Genomic DNA, 18,462 nt, shown 5'->3' on the forward strand with positions numbered 1-18,462 from the left:
TCTTATGAAGATATACAGACACGCTGTATTCCCAATAACTCTTAGGGTGACTTTACTGTTCTCGGGGATAAGTATTGATGCAATAGCGGAATCGTCATCATGTGGCTCTTCGAATACAGAAACCACCATTTCCAGAAATGAGACAGCCCCCTGTAATCTCTCACAGGGCGAAAATCTTACTATTAAAAAGAATGCATCCATTGATGCCCCTATAGGGCTGCCAAATAGGTATGACCCATACGGTCGGAAATACAATGCGGTCAATATCGGCGCTGACTATAATCAGGCACAAGTAATTTCCGTTGATAGCATTAAGAATAACGGAGTGTTGCAGGGAAACAATGGAGTCTCAGTAACTTACAGTGGTTCTGTTGGACAGTTACGTAATCACGGAACCATCAGCGGAACGAACGGAGCCGTATGGGTTTCTGGTCAAATGAATATGCTAGATAATTATGGCTCAATTAATTCCGGTAATGACACTGACTCATTGAATGCAATACAGATACAACCTGCGAGTGGCACACATGATAATAGCCAATATGGACGAATAGGCACCATCCTAAATCAGAAGGAAGGATCGATTGATGGGATATCTGTTGTCACTTCAACACTTAAGCTTCTTCATAATTTTGGAACACTGAAATCTCAGCAGAATAATTCTCTCTCTACTTTAGCCGCGTTTGCTATTGATATGGGCAGTAATGTCGGCATTTTCAATAATGATGGAACAGTGATTGGTCCTAACCACGGTGTTCTGGTTCAGAATGGAGGATACCTCGAAAATCTCTATAATCACTCCGGGAGTAAAGGGGTCACAGCTGAGCAGGATGCCATTCAGGTCACCGGGCAAGGCATGGCTCTATTGGATGTTAATCCTCACATCAGGTCGTCCAAAATTAAACAGATTACTAATGCTTCCTTGCTATATGGAAAGCGCAATGGCATTTCTATTGATGATAAAGGCGTTGTTGACACCATAACGAATTTAGATGGCGGGGTGATACAAGGGGATAAATTTTCTATAAATAATCAGGGAACCTTAATCAACGGCATTGATAATGCGGGCACGATTGACGGCGATGTTGAGCTTGGAAGCGCCAGCCTTTATATGTCTGGCCCGAATGCAATCCTGAAAGGCAATGTCTCCGGGACGAAAGATTCAGTTGTCACCATAGGGTCAAAAGATGGCCTGACCAAAAATCTGAACCTTTCATTTACTCACAACATGAATGCCGGAGTGGTCAGGATATTATCAGGAAATGCGTTAAGTCTGGGTGACGGACACACAACCGGAAACATCTCCAGTGATATCAATAATGAAGGCCGCCTTCATTTCAACCAAAATGATAAAACGACTTATAGCCATATCATAAGCGGAACTGGCTCCGTTCACCAAGTGGGTAGCGGCACAACCCTCTTGACGGGGGCAAACACCTATATTGGCGAGACAAAAATCGACTCGGGAACGCTGCAACTCGGTGATAACGGGACGACGGGAAGCATTGATAAGACTTCCAGCGTGACAATCGGACAGTCTGGCGTGCTGGCTTTTGATCATAACAACAATATTACCTTTTCCAATAATATCTCTGGTACTGGCGGTGTGGAACATGTTGGCAAAGGAACGACCATTCTGAGTGGTCAGAATACGTATGTTGGAAAAACTAATATCAAATCTGGCACGTTACAGTTTAACACCCGAAACAATGGGCCGGACACTCACTTAGTCGCCATCGGGTCTGAAAGTACTCTGGCGCTCAATCTGAATGGAACAAGCCGTTTTGACGGTGTGATTTCCGGCAAGGGTCATCTCGGGAAGGTTGGCACTGGCACCACAACACTCAGCTCGGATTCCTCTGCCTTTACAGGGTCAACGGGTGTTGAGGAAGGAACCCTTATCATTGACGGGAAACTGGGCACAACTGCTTCGGCCTTTAATGTGAAAAAGGGAGGCACGGTTAATGGCTCCGGCACAATAGGTGGCACGGCAACGATTGAAAACGGCGGGCACCTTTCTGGCAAGCAGGGTGATACCCTGACATTTGGTCATGATCTTATTCTTGGCCACGGTGCAAATGTCGGTGTTTCACTGGGGGCGGCGGAGACTTCTGCGTCTGCGTTATTTGATGTGCGTGGCAACCTGACACTGGCAGGAACGCTTAACGTCACTGATCTTGGCGGTTTTTCCGCAGGTGAATACGATATCTTTAATTATGGCGGCACCTTAACAAACAATGGAATAGCGCTCACTGGCGGAGAACCCGGTGCGCTTTCTCTCGATACGGGCAGGGGCAAGAAAGTCTATCTTACCAATACGGGCGGTATGCTCCTGAACTATTGGGATGGCGGGGACGCCAGCAAACATAACAATGGGGCTGTTGACGGGGGAAACGGCGTCTGGCAGGTCGGCGGAGGGAATAACTGGACGTCAAAAGCAGGGCGGCCAAATGCCAGTTGGAACAATGCCGATCAGTTTGCCATCTTTTCCGGCATCGCAGGAAAGGTGCAGGTCGATAATGGCGGTGATCAGGTCACCGTCAATGGCATGCAGTTTGGCACCGAGGGTTATACCCTCACCGGTGCCTCGCTGGTTTTAAAAAATGACAAGACAGGCAGTGCCAAAATCCGTGTCGGCACAGGCAATAAATCCACGGCGGGCAGTGCGGCTACGATTGAATCAGACCTGACGGGTTCGGCGACCCTTGAAGCCACTGATTACGGTACGCTGGTTTTGAAAGGGAAGAATGATTATACGGGCGGCACGAAAGTGACACGGGGTATCCTTCAGCTCGGTGACGGCGGCACTACAGGCAGTATCTCCGGTGATGTTGTAACAGGTGATAAAGGTACGCTTGCCTTTAACCGCTCAGATGCAGTGAGGTTTAACGGCCATATTACGGGCAAGGGAAATCTGGTTCAAAAAGGTGACGGCATCACTATTCTGGGCGGCCATAATGCGTACACAGGAAAAACAGAAGTCAAAGCGGGCACATTGCAGTTCAATACCTGGAATACGGTGCCCGATACACGTCTCGTAGATATCGGATCTAAAGGTACTCTGGCGCTCAATCTGAATGGAACAAGCCGTTTTGACGGTGTGATTTCCGGCAAGGGCCATCTCGGGAAGATTGGCACTGGCTCCATAACACTCAGCTCGGATTCCTCTGCCTTTACGGGGGCAATAAGTGTTGATGAGGGAACCCTTATCGTTGACGGTAAACTGGGCACAACTGCTTCGGCCTTTAATGTGAAAAAGGGAGGCACGGTTAATGGCTCCGGCACAATAGGTGGCACGGCAACGATTGAAAACGGCGGGCACCTTTCTGGCAAACAGGGTGATACCCTGACATTTGGTCATGATCTTATTCTTGGCCACGGTGCAAATGTCGGTGTTTCACTGGGGGCGGCGGAGACTTCTGCGTCTGCGTTATTTGATGTGCGTGGCAATCTGACACTGGCGGGAACGCTTAACGTCACCGACCTTGGGGGTTTCTCCGCGGGTGAATACGATATCTTCCATTATGGCGGCACCTTAATAAACAATGGAATGATGCTTACTGGCGGAAAGCCTGGCGTTCTCTCTCTCGATACGGGCAGGGACAAGAAAGTCTATCTTACCAATACGGGCGGCATGCTCCTGAACTATTGGGATGGCGGGGACGCCAGCAAGCATAACAATGGGGCTGTTGACGGGGGAAGCGGCGTCTGGCAGGTCGGCGGAGGGAATAACTGGACGTCAAAAGCAGGGCGGCCAAATGCCAGTTGGAGCAATGCCGATCAGTTTGCCATCTTCTCCGGCACCGCAGGAAAGGTGCAGGTTGATAATGACGGTGGTCAGGTCACCGTCAATGGCATGCAGTTTGGCACCGAGGGTTATACCCTCATCGGTGCCCCGCTGGTTTTAAAAAATGACAATACAGGCAGTGCCAAAGTCCGTGTCGGAACTGGCAATAAGTCAGCGGCGGGCAGTGCGGCCACGATTGAGTCAGACCTGACGGGTTCAGCGACACTTGAAGCCACTGATTACGGTACGCTGGTTTTGAAAGGGAAGAATGATTACACAGGTGGCACGAAAGTGACACAGGGTATCCTTCAGCTCGGTGACGGCGGCACTACGGGCAGTATCTCCGGGGATGTTGTCACAGGAGATAAAGGCACGCTTGTCTTTAACCGTTCAGATGCAGTGAGGTTCAGCGGCCATATTACGGGCAAGGGAAATCTGGTTCAAAAAGGGGGCGGTACAACTCTTCTGACGGGCGGGAATAACTACACAGGCACGACAGCAATACAAAGAGGAACCCTTCGCCAAGGCGCAAAGGCGGTTTTCAGCACGGCTTCGTCCTATACAATAGGACAGTATGGTACGTTTGATATGGGGGGATTTAATACAAAAATTTCCGCGTTAAGTAACAACGGCAGAGTGCTGGTTGGCGGAGATAATCAATCTGTAGGACGTATACTGACAGTGGCGGGTGATTACAGTGGCAATAACGGTACAGTGAGTTTATCAACTGCATTGGCGGGTGATAACTCAAAGACTGACAGGCTTGTGGTGAATGGCAGTACATCGGGTACAACGCAGCTCGCGATCAAAAATGTCGGCGGAACGGGCGCAAAAACGCAGGAAGGGATCAAGGTGATTGATGTGCAGGGTTCATCGGACGGAATTTTCAATTTAGTGGGTGACTATCATTATCAGGGAGATCCGGCCATTGTCGCGGGTGCCTATGCCTACCGTCTCTATAAGAATGGCACTGATAATTCGGATGGAAACTGGTATTTGCGATCGTCGTTGACCCGTGCAAAACCCAATCCAGAACCGGCACAACATTATCAGGCAGGGGTTAGCGTTTACGAAACTTATGGCCGGATTTTGCAGACACTGAATGCGCCTGAATCCTTGCGTGACCGGATTGGAGGACGTCAGTACCCGTTGTCTGGTATAAATGAGTTCAAAAACGCCGAGGGTAAAGACAGCACAGGCGAGAGTACAAACCCGATGCCCAATGGGGTATGGGGACGTCTGACCGCTTCTCACGGTAAATTGTCGCCACGTGTAACGACATCGGGTGCTGATGCGACTACCTATAACCTGTTCCGTGCTCAGATAGGTATGGACAAACGTTTTTATGAAAATGACCAAGGCGCAGTGAATGGCGGCGTTTTCCTGCAATATTCGAATATTGATGCCAAAGTCGGCTCTGTACATGGTGAAGGTGACATTCGTGCAAAGGGTTACACGGTCGGTGTGACAAGTACGTGGTACGGCAAGAATCAGTTCTATTTGGATGGGTTGGCTCAGGTGACCTACTTTAATAATGACCTGAATTCAAAAACGGCCAGTCAGCCTTTGGGAAATAATAAATCCGCCCTGGGGTATGCCTTGAGTCTGGAAGCAGGACAAAAGTTTGATTTGAGTCCGAAATGGTCACTGACTCCACAAGCACAGCTCATGTTCTCTTCTGTCGATATGAACGGATTCCATGATCCGTTTGGCACCAGAATCCACTTTAACCAAAGTGAAAGCATGAAACTTCGCGTTGGTACGACGATAGATTATCGTCAAAAGTGGCACGACGCTCTGAGCAAAGATGAAAAATCCACCCATTTATACGGTTTTTTCAATATTAATCAGGAAGTTTTGGGGCGCAGTGACTTGACTGACGTTGCCAATGTTGGCTTTATCAGTGGCAATGACCGCACCTGGGGAGGCGTGGGTGCAGGAGGTTCTTACCATTGGGGTGATGGCAAGTATTTCATCTATGGTGAAACTTCAGCCAACACCAGCCTGAATAATTTTGCCGATAGCTACGATATGAAGGCTAAAATTGGTATCAAGAGGACATGGTGATTAAGTCAGTGCCACTGTAACTAACAAAAATCGTGGGGATAATTCCCCACGATGGAAATCTCAGCGGTTTTCACTGATGGTAAGACAGGCATTCATCCTTCATGGGTCCATCCCACCAGACAGACAAAAAAATCATTGTAATCAATCGAGCCACCAAAATCTTCAAAGGCCGCACAATAGGTATATCCCAGTGTTGGAGATCCCGCGCTTGGCGTTATCAGATTTGCGCTAAAGGAATTATCAAGTTTCTGACTTTCTGGACAATCAACAACGCAAGTAAGCTCTCCGTCCGGTCCTGTGTATTCAAATGAGCTGGAGTATTTATAGATTGAAGCATCGCCATCCTCATTTTTTGTCCATGTACCGTAAATAGTTCCTGTGCTTTTATCGGTTAGTGTTATTGTATAATCATAACCCGCTTCGGTCATAAAGTAATATGAGACATACCAGCCACTTTTTATGGCGGCAAATGAAAGGGTTTTCGTTGCCATGATTAATATCTCCCTAATTTTTATTTGGTGTATTTTACGCTGCCGATATAATTATTGGCCGTAGCTAATATAACACAATACCCGCCTATTTTACCTTTCAGGTTTATTTTGAATTGTCCGTATTCATCTGTAGATATGGATTGTATCGTATCGGGGTTAGAGCCAATGTTCAGTACGGCATGGATATTATGGGCCAGGTCTATTTTATAATAGACGGTCGCATTTTTAATTTGTTTAAGCGTCTGTTTATCGTGAACCTGAATTGTAATTATTTCATATTCTTCGCTAATTTGTTCTTTTCCGGTTATTTCTAATATTGCTTCATTCGTAGGTGAAAAATACAGCTCAGCCGTATTGGATGCAGCGCCTGATGATACTTGGATTGCGAAAAGACCATCCGCACGTGAAGTTGAACAGAAAACAACTTTTCCATCCTGATCTGTGGTACAGGAAGATGGCGCAATACTCATATTATCTTTGGTGATAATGTGTATTGGCACACCGGATACCGACTGCGTTTTTTCATCTAAGGCCGTGATGAGTATAACATTCGGTGTGTAATCATTGGCGGGCATCCCATTCGTCAAAACCTCCGTTTTCAGGGAGGCAATGGCCGGAAATGGTGAGGGATCTGACTTTATAATTGTGACGCTGTTGGTTGCCGAATCCGATGGGTTCCCGGCAAAGTCGGTGACGGTATAGAAAACATTGTAGCTCCCAAGAGGAATAGTGGAAAAAGGGATGGTTATTTCATAAGCAGGATAATGTTGATTTTCATTGGTAATATAATAGGGAATTGACGATAGATACTGATTCAGATAAACAATGATAACATCACCAATATGGACAGCCTCATAGTGATTTATTTTTATCACCAGTATGGATTGATCCAGTTTTGATAAGTCAATGGTTCCATCGTAACTTTGTGGTAAAAAAGGCGCAACAAGGCTGTTTTTCTTTATAGGCATACAATGACCTCTTTACAAAACAAACCATTTTATTGATAAGGGGGACATGCCAATAACAGTGGCTATCAGCATGTCAGATATTTGAATTATTAAGGTGCAACCGTGTCGAATCCGCGGGTGAGAAGTTGCGATTTCTGGTTCTGGGCAAAACGGCTATAGTCTATTGAAATCGAACCTTCAAAATCCCCCTGTACTGTGTCATAACCGAGAAGTTTATCGGCAGCGATGAGGTGCTTGTAATAACCATTATCAATTTCTCCTGGTTGTACAATGTGATTTTCAACTACCACGAGCGGTAGAGGACGTACTGGTGATTGTGTATCGATGCAGTATGAAATATAGGCTTTAATTGTAATCGAGTCACCTGCTGTGATCTTATTAGGAACACTCGGATCAGCGGGTAGCCAGATCTCAATTCCTTTGTTACCGATGCTGTGGATATTTATTGACTGGTATATGCCAATAGTCATGCCGAACTGGTCATATACCTCTGGCGCATCTAAAGTCCGATTTTTGGCATTGGAGTCAGGACTGTTATTGCCACCGCTATCATAGTTTATATAATTAAACTTGGATCTTACTGGCATACCTGTTTGGTCAAGCGCAACAAAGCAGAGATGATTATCCCCCGAATATAAATCGCTGTAGGCGGCTTTAAATTTATAATATCCGTCTTCTTCAACTGTTATCTGTCCCGCGAATAGTTCTGTTTTAAAAACGTCTTCTTTATCGTCTGTCGTAAACCCGATGATAAAACTGCCGATTCTGGCTCCCTCGTAACTCGAAATTAGGACCGTAAACTCATCCGATTGATCCGGCCTTGTTAAAGTGGAAGACGAAAGTGTTTCTTCAATGCTTGGGGGTTCCAAGCTGTTGGATACATTAGTCGGAACGGTCGTCATAAATAGGGTTTGTTTTTGATTGTATTCCTCATCATTAAATATCGTATCAATCTCAACAATTCCACGGACATGCTGAGTGGCGTATATTTTTAGGTTCACCGCAGAGTTTGATGTTTTCTGTATCAGGTAATAATAATACGAGTTTTCCTGATCAATCTTATAAAGAGGAAGTTCAGCCATGTCCACTGTGAATATTCGTAGTGGGGCTGTTGTACGAAGCGGAATATCATAGTTTGAGATTGATCCTCCCTTTTTTAACATCGGGTTGATTGACGCTAAAATAAATGGGTTGGTTGTTGGAGATTGCCCCGTTAATGTAACAGGATTAGGGTCATACAAATAAGCTGCTGCTCCTTTCAGTGCACAAGTCTCTGGGTTCAGTTCTGGGTTATCGACCGCGTGATAAGTTACCTCCTTACTAGGGTTTCCTGTCGTATTTGCGGTAAACTTGATTTTGTGATCGTCGCCGCTTTCGGCGGCTTGGAATATCAATTGCTGGGAAAATACTTGCTGATAAACTTTGCCGGGAAATGTCTTTATTAATGTTATACCCGGTGGGAAAATAGCACTGACCTGCACAGTGTTTTGAATATTATCTTCACCCGATATCGAAACAACCACACTGAAGGGTTGTCCTTTGATAATATTTTTATTATCAGCAGGAACTGTTGTCATGATAGTCATTATATTATCCTGTAAAAGTATAAAGTCTATTCTTAACTGAAATTACAGAAAGTAACATCTTGATGAAAGGTGACAGCCAATAGCAGTCACTATTAGCTGTCACACATTCCGATTAATTAAGGGGCGACTGTCCCAAAACCTCTAGTGAAAATTTTCGATTTCTGCTTCTGGGCAAGACGACTGTAATCTATTGTGAGCACGCCTACATCATAGCCATCTGCGACCTCATACCCCTTCAGTTTATCGGCCGTGATGGTAGCCTTATAATAACTATTATCAATTTCTCCCGGTTGTACAATGTGATTTTCAGCTACCACAATTGGCAGAGGACGGGCTGGTGTTTCTGTATCGTCGCAGTGTGAGATATAGGCTTTAATCGTGATCTTGTCACCTGCGGCAATGGTATGATTTGGATTCTGAGCGTCGGATAGTAGTCGAACCTCAAGTCCTTTTGTACCAATACTGTAGATATTAATTGGATCGTGTTTGCTAATAAATTGACCGTATTGATCATATACTTCTGGTGCAACCAGCGTCCGGTATTTATCAAAGGGACTTGGACCGTTAATACCGCCGTTATCATAATTTATGTAATTAAGCTTGGACCTTACTGGCATACCTGTTTGGTCAAGCGCAACAAAGCAGAGATGATTATCCCCCGAATATAAATCGCTGTAGGCGGCTTTAAATTTATAATATCCGTCTTCTTCAACCGTTATCTGTCCCGCGAATAGTTCTGTTTTAAAAACGTCTTCTTTATCGTCCGTCGTAAACCCGATGATAAAATTGCCGATTCTGGCTCCCTCGTAACTCGAAATTAGGACCGTAAACTCATCCGATTGATCCGGCCTTGTTAAAGTGGAAGACGAAAGTGTTTCTTCAATGCTTGGGGGTTCCAAGCTGTTGGATACATTAGTCGGAACGGTCATTATAAATATGGCTTGTTTTTGATTGTATTCCTCATCATTGAATATCGTATCAATCTCAACAATCCCACGGACATGCTGAGTGGCGTATATTTTTAGGTTCACCGCAGAGTTTGATGTTTTTTGTATCAGGTAATAATAATACGAGTTTTCCTGATCAATCTTATAAGGAGGAAGTTCAGCCATATCCTCTGTGAATATCCGCAGTGGAGCTGTTGTACGAAGCGGAATATCATAGTTTGAGATTGCCCCTCCCCTTTTTAACATCGGGTTGATTGATGCTGAAACAAATGGGTTGGTTGTTGGAGGTTGACCCGTTAATGTAACAGGATTAGGGTCATACAAATAAGCCGCTGCTCCTCTCAGTGCGCAAGTATCAGGGTTCAATTCTGGGTTGTTTATAGGTTTATAGGTTACATCCGTATGTGCTTTGCTCGGTGAGGTTGAGGTAAACGTGATTTTGTGAGCGTTGTTGCTTTCGTCGGCTTGGAATATCAATTGCTGGGAAAATACTTTCTCATAAACTTCGCCGGGAAATGTCTTTATTAGTGTAATACCGGGTGGGAGGGTAGCACTGACCTCCACAGTATTCTGAATATTAGTTTCACCCGAAATCGAAACAACCACACTGAAGGGTTGCCCTTTGATAATATTTTTATTATCAGCAGGAACTGTTGTCATGATAGCCATTATATTATCCTTTCAAAGTATAAATTTTATTTTTAACCGAAAACCACATTCTGCGTGATCAACAGAAAATTTGCCTCTGCTTCGAAAATAATAGGAATGACAATATTTATATTTAGAACTTATTTTACAGAAAGAAATGACACTGATTTTTTGGATGGATATTTTACTGAGATTGAAAATTATACTACATTTAAATAAATGTCAATACAGGTGAAATAAAAAATATCATGATATTTAATCCAATTAAATATTATCTATAAAAAAGATATCTCTCTTAGTGATAATTACAACCAATTTAAATAACATATTTACTTAATTTAAAATTATAAACTAAACGACCACCAACTGAAGTAGGTGGGTTAGTGATTAACGGCCTGAAAGTCCGGATACGCGTCAATTATCCATTCTGAAATTATCATTCGGATTCGATTCAAAATAATACTCTAAATAATTCTTTATTATTTCTTCTGTTAACTGTCCTACGGTTGCACAAAAATAGCCCCAACCTCAAAAGTGTTGGCCCCTTCAAATAACGCCCTTTAATCTCTCCGGGTCTAATTCCCCGCCGCTTGCGGCGTATTTCTCTAGGCTGGTTTTGAATCATTGACGAAAATAGATTGCCAGTGTAAGATTTTTACCGCTGTAATGTTACCTTATGGTAGCCAATTAATGTTCCGGCAATCTGAGAGGAACGCCTTTGGGTGATTGCAATATCAATGTTCCAATAGTCTGAGAGGAACGCTTTCGGGTGACTACATCATCTGCCGTACCTGAAAAGGCAGACAGTAAATACGCTGGGTAAACCCGTTTATTCTTTGAAAACGGGGATCGCTAAAGCGATTAAGAAGCCTTCCGCTAAATTCATTTAATTGCTTGATATTAATGAATTTACCAACCTTCAGTTTGATGAAAACATCAAACGTCTTTATCAGTGCGCTTTTTATCACGTCGAGAGCTTTAGCTTTGTGCGACCTTTGCCAGCTTCGATATGACGGTATGCCATTTGGAACATTTGGCATCTTCGGCATCTTCGAATAGCGGCATTGAGAGCAGAAAGATGAACGGCGTCACTTGTGTAAAAGCGTAGCGATTACCAAGTGACGCCGTTAGGCGTAAAACTTCCAGATCGCATTACAACTGACGTTAGAACATTTTTTTAAACGGTTTTACCAAATGAAGACAGCATTTTGACGTATTTCGGAATGTTGTCGAAGGAATGTTTTAACGATTAACAAAGCGTCCTGCGCGCCCGTTTACTGTAAGCGTACGGGGAACCCCACCTAGCCAGGATAAATCCATTGATTAAAATAGTTTCACCTATTCTGATGATGGAAAAAACTCACATGAGCCAATCCAGGTTTACTCAAGCCGAGTGGCGGGACCTGTTTGAACAGCAGAAAAAATCGGAACTGACTGTCCCGCAGTTTTGCCAAAAAATCGGTGTGTCGACCACCCGGTTCTATCACCACCGCCAACGCACCTCCCATCCACCGGAAAAGCTGTCTGGGCTGGCTTCACCGTCTGCTTTTATTAAAGTCAGCACCGCTCAGAAAAAATCCGCCTCATCCAGCCCACTCCCCATCTTATTTGAGACACCACAGGGCACACTGCGTTTTCCTGCCGGCACGGATAAGCATGATATCATTGCGATTATTCGGGGGCTCGCCGCATGAAAATGTTTGTGGATGTGCCGGAGGTGTATTCGTGCCGCTCATTTATCGACTTCCGAAAATCCATCAACGGGCTGGCGGTCTGGGTAGAGCTGGAAATGCAACTGTCGCCGACGCAAACCGCGTTATTCCTCTTTTGCAACAAGAAGCGGGATAAACTCAAAATCCTCTACTGGGATAAAACCGGGTTTGCGCTCTGGTACAAACGGCTGGAGAACGCGAAATTCAAATGGCCCACCGCCGTCAACAGTGCCTCCCTGACCCTGACAGAGCAGCAACTGCACGGATTGTTATCGGGTTATGAGGTCATCGGGCACCAGCCCTTCTCCGTCCAGGATTGCCATGTCGCCTGATCCCTTGATGATCATCAAACCAACGGGCATTAATTACGCTTTTTCGCCGGGGATGGCATAAAATGTCCCCATGAAAATTGATATTGATGCCCTGCCCAATGACCCCGCTGAACTGAAACGGCTGCTGATTAAGCAGTCGCAGCGGCTGGCCTTTTTGGAAGAGCAGTTCCGTTTAGCCCAACAAAAACGGTTTGGGGCTTCCTCGGAAGCGTTCCCCGGCCAGGGGGAGTTGTTTAACGAAGCGGAAGAAATTGCGCTGCCGGCTGAAACGGCCGCCGCACAGGAAACCCTCACACCTCCCCGCCGTAAGCCGACACGCAACCCCCTGCCCAAAGATTTACCGCGCGAAACCGTGTTCCATGATATCGCCGAGGAAGAAAAACAGTGTGCGTGCTGTGGCGGCAGGTTGCATCAGATGGGGGCAGATCGCAGTGAAAAACTGTTGTTCATTCCCGCTCAAATCAGGGTGGTTGAGCATGTCCGCCCCAAATACGCCTGCCGTGAATGTGAAAAATCCGGCATTCAGACGCCTGTCAAACAAGCCTCCCTGCCAGCGATGCCCATCAAGAAAGGCATGGCGACCAGCAGCCTGCTCAGCCAGCTTATCACCAGTAAATATCAGTATGGGTTACCGCTGTACCGTCAGGAAAGTGTGTTCAAACAGTATGGCATTGACCTCAGCCGCCAGACCCAGAGTGACTGGATAGTAAAATCCGCGCAGTTGTTTGCGCCTTTGGTGACCAGGTTCAGGGAAACGCTGTTGCAACAACCGGTTCTCCATGCGGATGAAACCCCGGTGAAGGGGGTCACGTCTGAAAAAACGACCCATTACATGTGGGTCTATTGTGTGGGCACTGATACCCCCGAACCGGCGGCGCTCACACCGAATATTGTGCTGTATGACCACCAGGCCAGCCGTTCAGGCACCTGCGCTGCTGACTATCTCGCCGGTTTTCAAGGTTATCTGCAGGTGGATGGCTATCAAGGCTATGAGCAGACCGGTGCCCGGCTGGTCGGTTGCATGGCCCATGCCCGTCGTAAATTTATGGAAGCGAAGCAGGCGCAGGGAAAAAACAAAACGGGCAAAGCCGATATCGCGCTGAGCCTGATCCAGTCACTGTACCGGGTTGAGCATCAGATCAAGGGGTTAAGCCCGGCCGAAAAATACCGGATCCGCCAGGAAAAAGCGCTTCCTATCTGGGATAAGTTATCGGCCTGGCTGGTTAAAACCCAATCTCAGGTGATCCCCAAAAGCAAGCTGGGTGAGGCCGTGACTTACCTGAGTAATCAATGGCCCAAACTGATCCGCTATCGGGAGGATGGTCGTTTGTCGATCGACAATAACCGGGCTGAAAGGGCGATCAAACCGTTTGTCATCGGGCGAAAGGCGTGGCTGTTCAGCCATACCCCGCGCGGTGCGCAGGCGAGTGCGATCCTCTATAGCGTCATTGAAACGGCCAAAGCCAATGGACTGATCCCCTTCGATTATGTCATGACTTGCCTGGATGAGTTATGCCAACCCGTGCCGGATCTGGAAAAACTGCTGCCATGGAAAAAGCAAGGTGGGGTTTAGTTGACGCTTACGTTGAATGATGGCTAAGGCGCATTCTAAGCAAAACCGTGCAGTAAATAAAGCCGCGAAAACAGAACGTTATTACACTGTGGGATACGTCCCGCAAAATGACAAGGCCAATGCCCCGCCCGCAATCCACCTGAAAGGGCAGTGGCTTAAGGCGGCGGGCTTTGAGATTGGCGGCTCTGTTACGGTGAAAATTATGGATGGCTGTCTGGTGCTGATCCCCGACAGTGACGAGACGAACAGTCTCAAACAGCAATACCAGCGCCAGCGCGATCAAATCAGTGAAATTAAGCTGCGGATGCGGGAACTGATTGGCGACTACAAAAGCCGCTAAGGACAGGGAGTGAGCCGCTCTTAACAGAACAAAGCCGGAAGATCACGGGGATCTTTCCGGCCTGTGTATTATATTAGATATTATTCATCTAAGTATGGAGACCTATATTTTTGCACTGTAAGTAAAGTATTTATTTTCTCTATATATTCTTGGGGGTCTATTTTTGATACAAAATACATATAGAAATCATATCCAAAATGGAATTCACATTTATCTGATATGAGCTTGCACCATATATCTTCTCTCAAGATTGATCGAATTACCTTTCTTAATTGGTTGATATCTATAGACTCACCATCAATATAAGAAGTTTCATCAATATTTACTTCTAGCTCTTTGATTCTAAGTAATTTAACATTTAAGCAGTGACATAAGTTAACAGCATAATCTATATATTGATTTTCAACCTTCTCATATTCATCTTTTTCTACTTTTTGACCAATATCAAAAAAGCTAGTCCATTCATCAGACCCAGAAAAAACATCACCATTTTCATTGATATTAGTATATTTTGTTACTCTGTACGAATATTTCATTAATCACCTATTCTATTCAGATCAGCATCATACGTTCCCGATCTTGTTCGTCTACTGCCTAGATTTTTTACACTATCGGCAGCTTTCCAGACACCACCATTATGTTGATCAACATCAGGTGTAATATATTTCATTTTGTTCGGGGCTTTTTTATTCATATAAATAGGCTGCCCATGAGAACGCTCGTTAATTTTTGTATATCCGAGCTTTTTAGCCATCTCTGCAAAGTTACACTTTGCCAGCCCAAAAGGATCAATAAAATTGACCGGATTATCGACATATCCATAAGGATTAAAACCGCCTTCCAAGTTCAGAGGATCGGGCGAGATGTACTGTGCCGTGTCCGGCGAATAATACCGAAAACGGTTATAGTATAGTCCGCTCTCTTCATCCTCATATTGCCCGCAGAACCGCAGGTTACAGTTAACATGATAATCCGGGTTATTGGAGGCGATAACCTGCGATTTCTCCGCTTTCCCCCATGTTGTCAGCCGCTGCGCCCAGACCAGAACCCCTTCCTCGGACAACATCTCGCGCACGGTACCCTGATGGTCACTGACAATATAGTGCAGCTTGCCTTTTTCAACGCGGGCTGACGGTGTTAATGCACCGGGTTCATATAACCAGCGGATACGTTGACCTTCCGCCGGCGTGCCATCGGCGTAAACCGGCGTTTCCTCAATCAGCTGATCGCCGCTCCACAGGTAATCCTGCCCCATGATGGCATCGGCTCTTGGCGCTAAATCCGGTTTCCCGGCCAGCCACAACTGTAAATTAGCTGATGCCAGTTTACCATCGTGCACTTTCAGTTTACGGATCCGTCGCCCGAACGCATCGTAGCGATAATGCCAGCGTGAGCCGTCCGGGGTTTCACAGTGGGTCAGCTGGTTTTGGGTATCCCAGCGGTAGCGCCAGATTTGCGGGCGGAACCCGTCCCGCTGTTCGGTTTTTTCGACCAACCGGCCGTTATCATCGTAAATATAGCGGACATGGCCCCGTTGTACGACCCGTCCGGCTTGCTGACGTTGGGCAATATGATCCACCGCGCCCCGTGCATCGGGCGGAATGCACGGGGCCGGGTGCAGTCATCCTTTTTTCAGGGATTTTATTCTTTTATATCATTCTGTTACAGAGCGTGTTTTACCGGTTCTGTTAACCCCGGCAACCCCACATCGCCGACGTGCACTTTCAGGATGTTTTCACCTTCGGCAACGGGCGAATGTCGTCCGGCTGGCCGGACGGCGGGCGGCCGTTCTGCGGGTGCGGGCGGCACAGAGCCTGCCAGCGGCGCCCTGCGACGCTCTGGAGCACGGAACGTTCAGGCACAACTCCGTGTTTGCATGACAGCGGGTTTTGTTCAAGGGAAGCCCCCTGCGGGGGCTGCACGGGGCGGCGATGGCGAGCACGGCAACGAGCAACGGAGCGCAGCGCAGTGCGAGCCGCGCGCAGCCAGTGCAGCGGGGTTGGGGCGGGGGAGGTAAATTAACGGAGGCCGCAGGCCGACCTGCCGACAGGGGTGTGGGCCGGACGCAGCAAGGCAGCTAAAGAAGAATGTGGTTTTTGCCAAGGACTGGCTGAGAAGATGGAAGCAGAAGGCGCAGCCTTGTGCGCCACACCCTGCGATACTGATAAGCGGGGGCGCCAGACATAATGTTAATTATACGCATGAAGCCGCCAACAGTGGCTCACTTCAGCATCGGCGGTTAGCGGCGCCGTGCGTATAATTCCCCGCATTATGTTGAATAGGCTTTGGGCGGCGGGCACCGGCTTAACGGGGACACCCTGGTTCAGGCCGCCCATTGCCTATTTACCCCCGCGATCACCGACGCCGACGGGCAGTCCGGCCACGGTCTGCCCCCGCACCGCACCCGGCGAACTTAACCGGAATGATCGGGCTGTCCCGTGCGGTCACCGTCACTGCCTTGCGCGGCCGTTTCCGCCTGCGCCGGGCCGCTTTCTGTCTTACCGTCACGCTCGGCCGGATGGGTCTGCTGGTGCACTTTCTTTAAGTGCCCGATAGCCACCTGCGTGTAAATTTGCGTGGTACTCAGTTGCTCGTGCCCCAGCATCGACTGGATATGCCGGATATCGGCCCCGTTATCCAGCATCGCCGTCGCCATGGAGTGCCGGAACACATGGCAGGCCCCCGGTTTATCCAGCCCCGCCCGTTCGCGGAGGGTGCGGCCCGCTATCTCGGTGAGCCGTGCCAGACTCAGGGGCTGCCCCTGTTGCGTGACAAACAGGTAACCGCTGTCATGCCGGCGCAGCAGCTGGGGGCGCACCGTCTGTTGGTAGCGTGCCAGCCAGTCCAGCGCCCGCTCACCGATGGGCACCACCCGGTCCTTGCGTCCCTTGCCCTGCCGGACAGCCAGCGTGCCGCGTTCCCGGTCAATATCACCGGGACGCAGGTGGCGCAGCTCACTGCGCCGGATACCCGTACTCCACAGCACTTCCAGCATCACCCGGTTGCGGAAGTCGGTCGGTGTGCCGCTGTCCAGGCTGCCCAGCACCTGCGCGACGTCATGTTCATTAAGGAGCTGCACGGGCAGGCGCTTTGCTGTCTGGGGCAGTATCAGGGCTTCCGCCGGATTGGCGAGAATATGATGGCGGTTCAATAACCAGATAAACCAGCGTTTCAGGCTGCCCAGCCGCTGGATTTGCCCGTTGTGGCTGTAAGGCTGGCCATCCGCCCGGTGGCCGGTACGCAGGTCACGTTGCCAGCTTTCCAGCAACGCCAGCGAGACCTGCGGGGCATGGGTCACGCCCCGCTGTTCGCACCAGTCAATAAACGGCCGCAACTGGCCGCGGGTATTGCTGAGGGTGCGCAGGGTGTATCCCCGCGCCCGCAGCGTATCCAGATAACCGGCCAGATGCTGGCGTAAGGTATCCGGGGGGCACATCTCATGAGTTTTCATGGCGGTTTTCCTGTGTGAGTCGTCAGTACGAGGATGATTTTTTGTTGTGTGAGCGGAACCCTGTTTTTTCACGGAACCCGACCGCGTTTCCGTCACGCCTTGCTGTCTCTGCCCTTGCGATGATTTCATGCACCCGACCGCCTGCCGACCCGAGGCCGACCAACAGCCGACCGCTTAACCTTTTACCCCGACCGGCACACGTCATATCAACCTTGTTATGAGACCTGCGGGGCATGGGTCACGCCCCGCTGTTCGCACCAGTCAATAAACGGCCGCAACTGGCCGCGGGTATTGCTGAGGGTGCGCAGGGTGTATCCCCGCGCCCGCAGCGTATCCAGATAACCGGCCAGATGCTGGCGTAAGGTATCCGGGGGGCACATCTCATGAGTTTTCATGGCGGTTTTCCTGTGTGAGTCGTCAGTACGAGGATGATTTTTTGTTGTGTGAGCGGAACCCTGTTTTTTCACGGAACCCGACCGCGTTTCCGTCACGCCTTGCTGTCTCTGCCCTTGCGATGATTTCATGCACCCGACCGCCTGCCGACCCGAGGCCGACCAACA

At 48.0% G+C, this 18,462-nt stretch carries 15 protein-coding genes and 2 pseudogenes; 7 read left to right on the top strand and 10 right to left on the bottom strand.

Going from position 1 to position 18,462, the window contains the following annotated elements; all coding sequences use genetic code 11:
* Positions 1-4: 4 nt before the first annotated feature.
* Positions 5-5,854, top strand: coding sequence for an autotransporter outer membrane beta-barrel domain-containing protein (locus AC5JQI_RS04655; protein WP_493913889.1), 5,850 nt, complete (start codon positions 5-7; stop codon positions 5,852-5,854).
* Positions 5,855-5,946: 92 nt separating this feature from the next.
* On the opposite strand, the gene AC5JQI_RS04660 is transcribed toward AC5JQI_RS04655, so the two are convergent.
* From AC5JQI_RS04660 to AC5JQI_RS04680, 5 genes and pseudogenes are all read right to left on the bottom strand, one after another.
* Positions 5,947-6,345, bottom strand: a complete 399-nt coding sequence (locus AC5JQI_RS04660) for a hypothetical protein (protein WP_041982127.1) — start codon at positions 6,343-6,345, stop codon at positions 5,947-5,949.
* A gap of 20 nt (positions 6,346-6,365) precedes the next feature.
* On the bottom strand, positions 6,366-7,313 hold the full coding sequence (locus AC5JQI_RS04665) for an Ig-like domain-containing protein (RefSeq protein ID WP_493913890.1): 948 nt from the start codon (positions 7,311-7,313) through the stop codon (positions 6,366-6,368).
* Positions 7,314-7,402: 89 nt separating this feature from the next.
* A complete protein-coding gene (locus tag AC5JQI_RS04670) occupies positions 7,403-8,899 on the bottom strand; it encodes a hypothetical protein (RefSeq protein ID WP_493913891.1) in 1,497 nt (498 codons plus the stop codon).
* A gap of 116 nt (positions 8,900-9,015) precedes the next feature.
* Positions 9,016-10,515 carry a hypothetical protein gene (locus tag AC5JQI_RS04675; RefSeq protein ID WP_493913892.1) on the bottom strand — a complete coding sequence of 500 codons (1,500 nt, stop codon included), beginning with the start codon at positions 10,513-10,515 and terminating at the stop codon, positions 9,016-9,018.
* Positions 10,516-10,908: 393 nt separating this feature from the next.
* Positions 10,909-11,037: pseudogene (locus AC5JQI_RS04680) on the bottom strand (IS200/IS605 family transposase); the annotation flags it as partial.
* A gap of 821 nt (positions 11,038-11,858) precedes the next feature.
* Here AC5JQI_RS04680 and tnpA point away from each other — a divergent pair.
* The 4 genes from tnpA (at position 11,859) to AC5JQI_RS04700 (ending at position 14,451) form a co-directional block, all read left to right on the top strand.
* Positions 11,859-12,188: an IS66 family insertion sequence element accessory protein TnpA gene (gene tnpA / locus AC5JQI_RS04685; RefSeq protein ID WP_493913893.1), complete on the top strand. Its 330-nt coding sequence runs from the start codon at positions 11,859-11,861 to the stop codon at positions 12,186-12,188.
* Complete coding sequence (tnpB, locus tag AC5JQI_RS04690) at positions 12,185-12,538, top strand: IS66 family insertion sequence element accessory protein TnpB (protein WP_493913894.1); 354 nt, start codon at positions 12,185-12,187, stop codon at positions 12,536-12,538. Before tnpA ends, tnpB begins: the two co-directional genes overlap by 4 nt.
* A 70-nt stretch (positions 12,539-12,608) precedes the next feature.
* The gene (tnpC, locus tag AC5JQI_RS04695; RefSeq protein ID WP_493913895.1) at positions 12,609-14,111 is read left to right on the top strand and encodes an IS66 family transposase; all 1,503 of its coding nucleotides are present in this window, start codon (positions 12,609-12,611) and stop codon (positions 14,109-14,111) included.
* Between the two features lie 19 nt (positions 14,112-14,130).
* Positions 14,131-14,451 carry a SymE family type I addiction module toxin gene (locus AC5JQI_RS04700; RefSeq protein WP_493914610.1) on the top strand — a complete coding sequence of 107 codons (321 nt, stop codon included), beginning with the start codon at positions 14,131-14,133 and terminating at the stop codon, positions 14,449-14,451.
* 80 nt (positions 14,452-14,531) lie between these two features.
* Here AC5JQI_RS04700 and AC5JQI_RS04705 read toward each other — a convergent pair whose 3' ends face one another.
* The 3 genes and pseudogenes from AC5JQI_RS04705 to AC5JQI_RS04715 form a co-directional block, all read right to left on the bottom strand.
* Positions 14,532-14,987: a hypothetical protein gene (locus tag AC5JQI_RS04705; RefSeq protein ID WP_493913896.1), complete on the bottom strand. Its 456-nt coding sequence runs from the start codon at positions 14,985-14,987 to the stop codon at positions 14,532-14,534.
* On the bottom strand, positions 14,987-15,205 hold the full coding sequence (locus AC5JQI_RS04710) for a toxin C-terminal domain-containing protein (protein WP_493914611.1): 219 nt from the start codon (positions 15,203-15,205) through the stop codon (positions 14,987-14,989). The genes AC5JQI_RS04705 and AC5JQI_RS04710 overlap by 1 nt, the downstream gene beginning before the upstream one ends.
* A pseudogene (locus AC5JQI_RS04715) lies at positions 15,203-15,658 on the bottom strand (RHS repeat domain-containing protein); the annotation flags it as partial. The pseudogene AC5JQI_RS04715 and the gene AC5JQI_RS04710, both read right to left, overlap by 3 nt.
* Positions 15,659-16,180: 522 nt before the next feature.
* Here AC5JQI_RS04715 and AC5JQI_RS04720 point away from each other — a divergent pair.
* Together AC5JQI_RS04720 and AC5JQI_RS04725 are read left to right on the top strand one after the other, a co-directional pair.
* Positions 16,181-16,468 (top strand): hypothetical protein, encoded by a 288-nt coding sequence (locus AC5JQI_RS04720; RefSeq protein ID WP_493913897.1) that lies wholly within the window; start codon positions 16,181-16,183, stop codon positions 16,466-16,468.
* A 35-nt stretch (positions 16,469-16,503) separates the two neighbouring features.
* Complete coding sequence (locus tag AC5JQI_RS04725) at positions 16,504-16,638, top strand: hypothetical protein (RefSeq protein WP_275389876.1); 135 nt, start codon at positions 16,504-16,506, stop codon at positions 16,636-16,638.
* Between the two features lie 226 nt (positions 16,639-16,864).
* Here the strand turns inward: AC5JQI_RS04725 and xerC are convergent, their stop codons facing one another.
* Both xerC and AC5JQI_RS04735 read right to left on the bottom strand, forming a co-directional pair.
* Entirely contained in the window at positions 16,865-18,031 is a 1,167-nt protein-coding gene (xerC, locus tag AC5JQI_RS04730; protein ID WP_493913898.1) for a site-specific tyrosine recombinase XerC, read from the bottom strand.
* A gap of 86 nt (positions 18,032-18,117) precedes the next feature.
* Positions 18,118-18,426: a hypothetical protein gene (locus AC5JQI_RS04735; protein WP_493913899.1), complete on the bottom strand. Its 309-nt coding sequence runs from the start codon at positions 18,424-18,426 to the stop codon at positions 18,118-18,120.
* Positions 18,427-18,462: the final 36 nt, after the last annotated feature.

It is taken from the genome of Xenorhabdus sp. XBWT, assembly GCF_059072735.1.

Bases quoted from the DNA above. Each gene is read 5' to 3' on its own strand.
- AC5JQI_RS04655 (WP_493913889.1), top strand. From the start codon at position 5: ATGAAGATATACAGACACGCTGTATTCCCAATAACTCTTAGGGTGACT.
- AC5JQI_RS04660 (WP_041982127.1), bottom strand. From the start codon at position 6,345: ATGGCAACGAAAACCCTTTCATTTGCCGCCATAAAAAGTGGCTGGTAT.
- AC5JQI_RS04665 (WP_493913890.1), bottom strand. From the start codon at position 7,313: ATGCCTATAAAGAAAAACAGCCTTGTTGCGCCTTTTTTACCACAAAGT.
- AC5JQI_RS04670 (WP_493913891.1), bottom strand. From the start codon at position 8,899: ATGACTATCATGACAACAGTTCCTGCTGATAATAAAAATATTATCAAA.
- AC5JQI_RS04675 (WP_493913892.1), bottom strand. From the start codon at position 10,515: ATGGCTATCATGACAACAGTTCCTGCTGATAATAAAAATATTATCAAA.
- tnpA (WP_493913893.1), top strand. From the start codon at position 11,859: ATGAGCCAATCCAGGTTTACTCAAGCCGAGTGGCGGGACCTGTTTGAA.
- tnpB (WP_493913894.1), top strand. From the start codon at position 12,185: ATGAAAATGTTTGTGGATGTGCCGGAGGTGTATTCGTGCCGCTCATTT.
- tnpC (WP_493913895.1), top strand. From the start codon at position 12,609: ATGAAAATTGATATTGATGCCCTGCCCAATGACCCCGCTGAACTGAAA.
- AC5JQI_RS04700 (WP_493914610.1), top strand. From the start codon at position 14,131: ATGGCTAAGGCGCATTCTAAGCAAAACCGTGCAGTAAATAAAGCCGCG.
- AC5JQI_RS04705 (WP_493913896.1), bottom strand. From the start codon at position 14,987: ATGAAATATTCGTACAGAGTAACAAAATATACTAATATCAATGAAAAT.
- AC5JQI_RS04710 (WP_493914611.1), bottom strand. From the start codon at position 15,205: ATGGCTAAAAAGCTCGGATATACAAAAATTAACGAGCGTTCTCATGGG.
- AC5JQI_RS04720 (WP_493913897.1), top strand. From the start codon at position 16,181: ATGTTTTCACCTTCGGCAACGGGCGAATGTCGTCCGGCTGGCCGGACG.
- xerC (WP_493913898.1), bottom strand. From the start codon at position 18,031: ATGAAATCATCGCAAGGGCAGAGACAGCAAGGCGTGACGGAAACGCGG.
- AC5JQI_RS04735 (WP_493913899.1), bottom strand. From the start codon at position 18,426: ATGAAATCATCGCAAGGGCAGAGACAGCAAGGCGTGACGGAAACGCGG.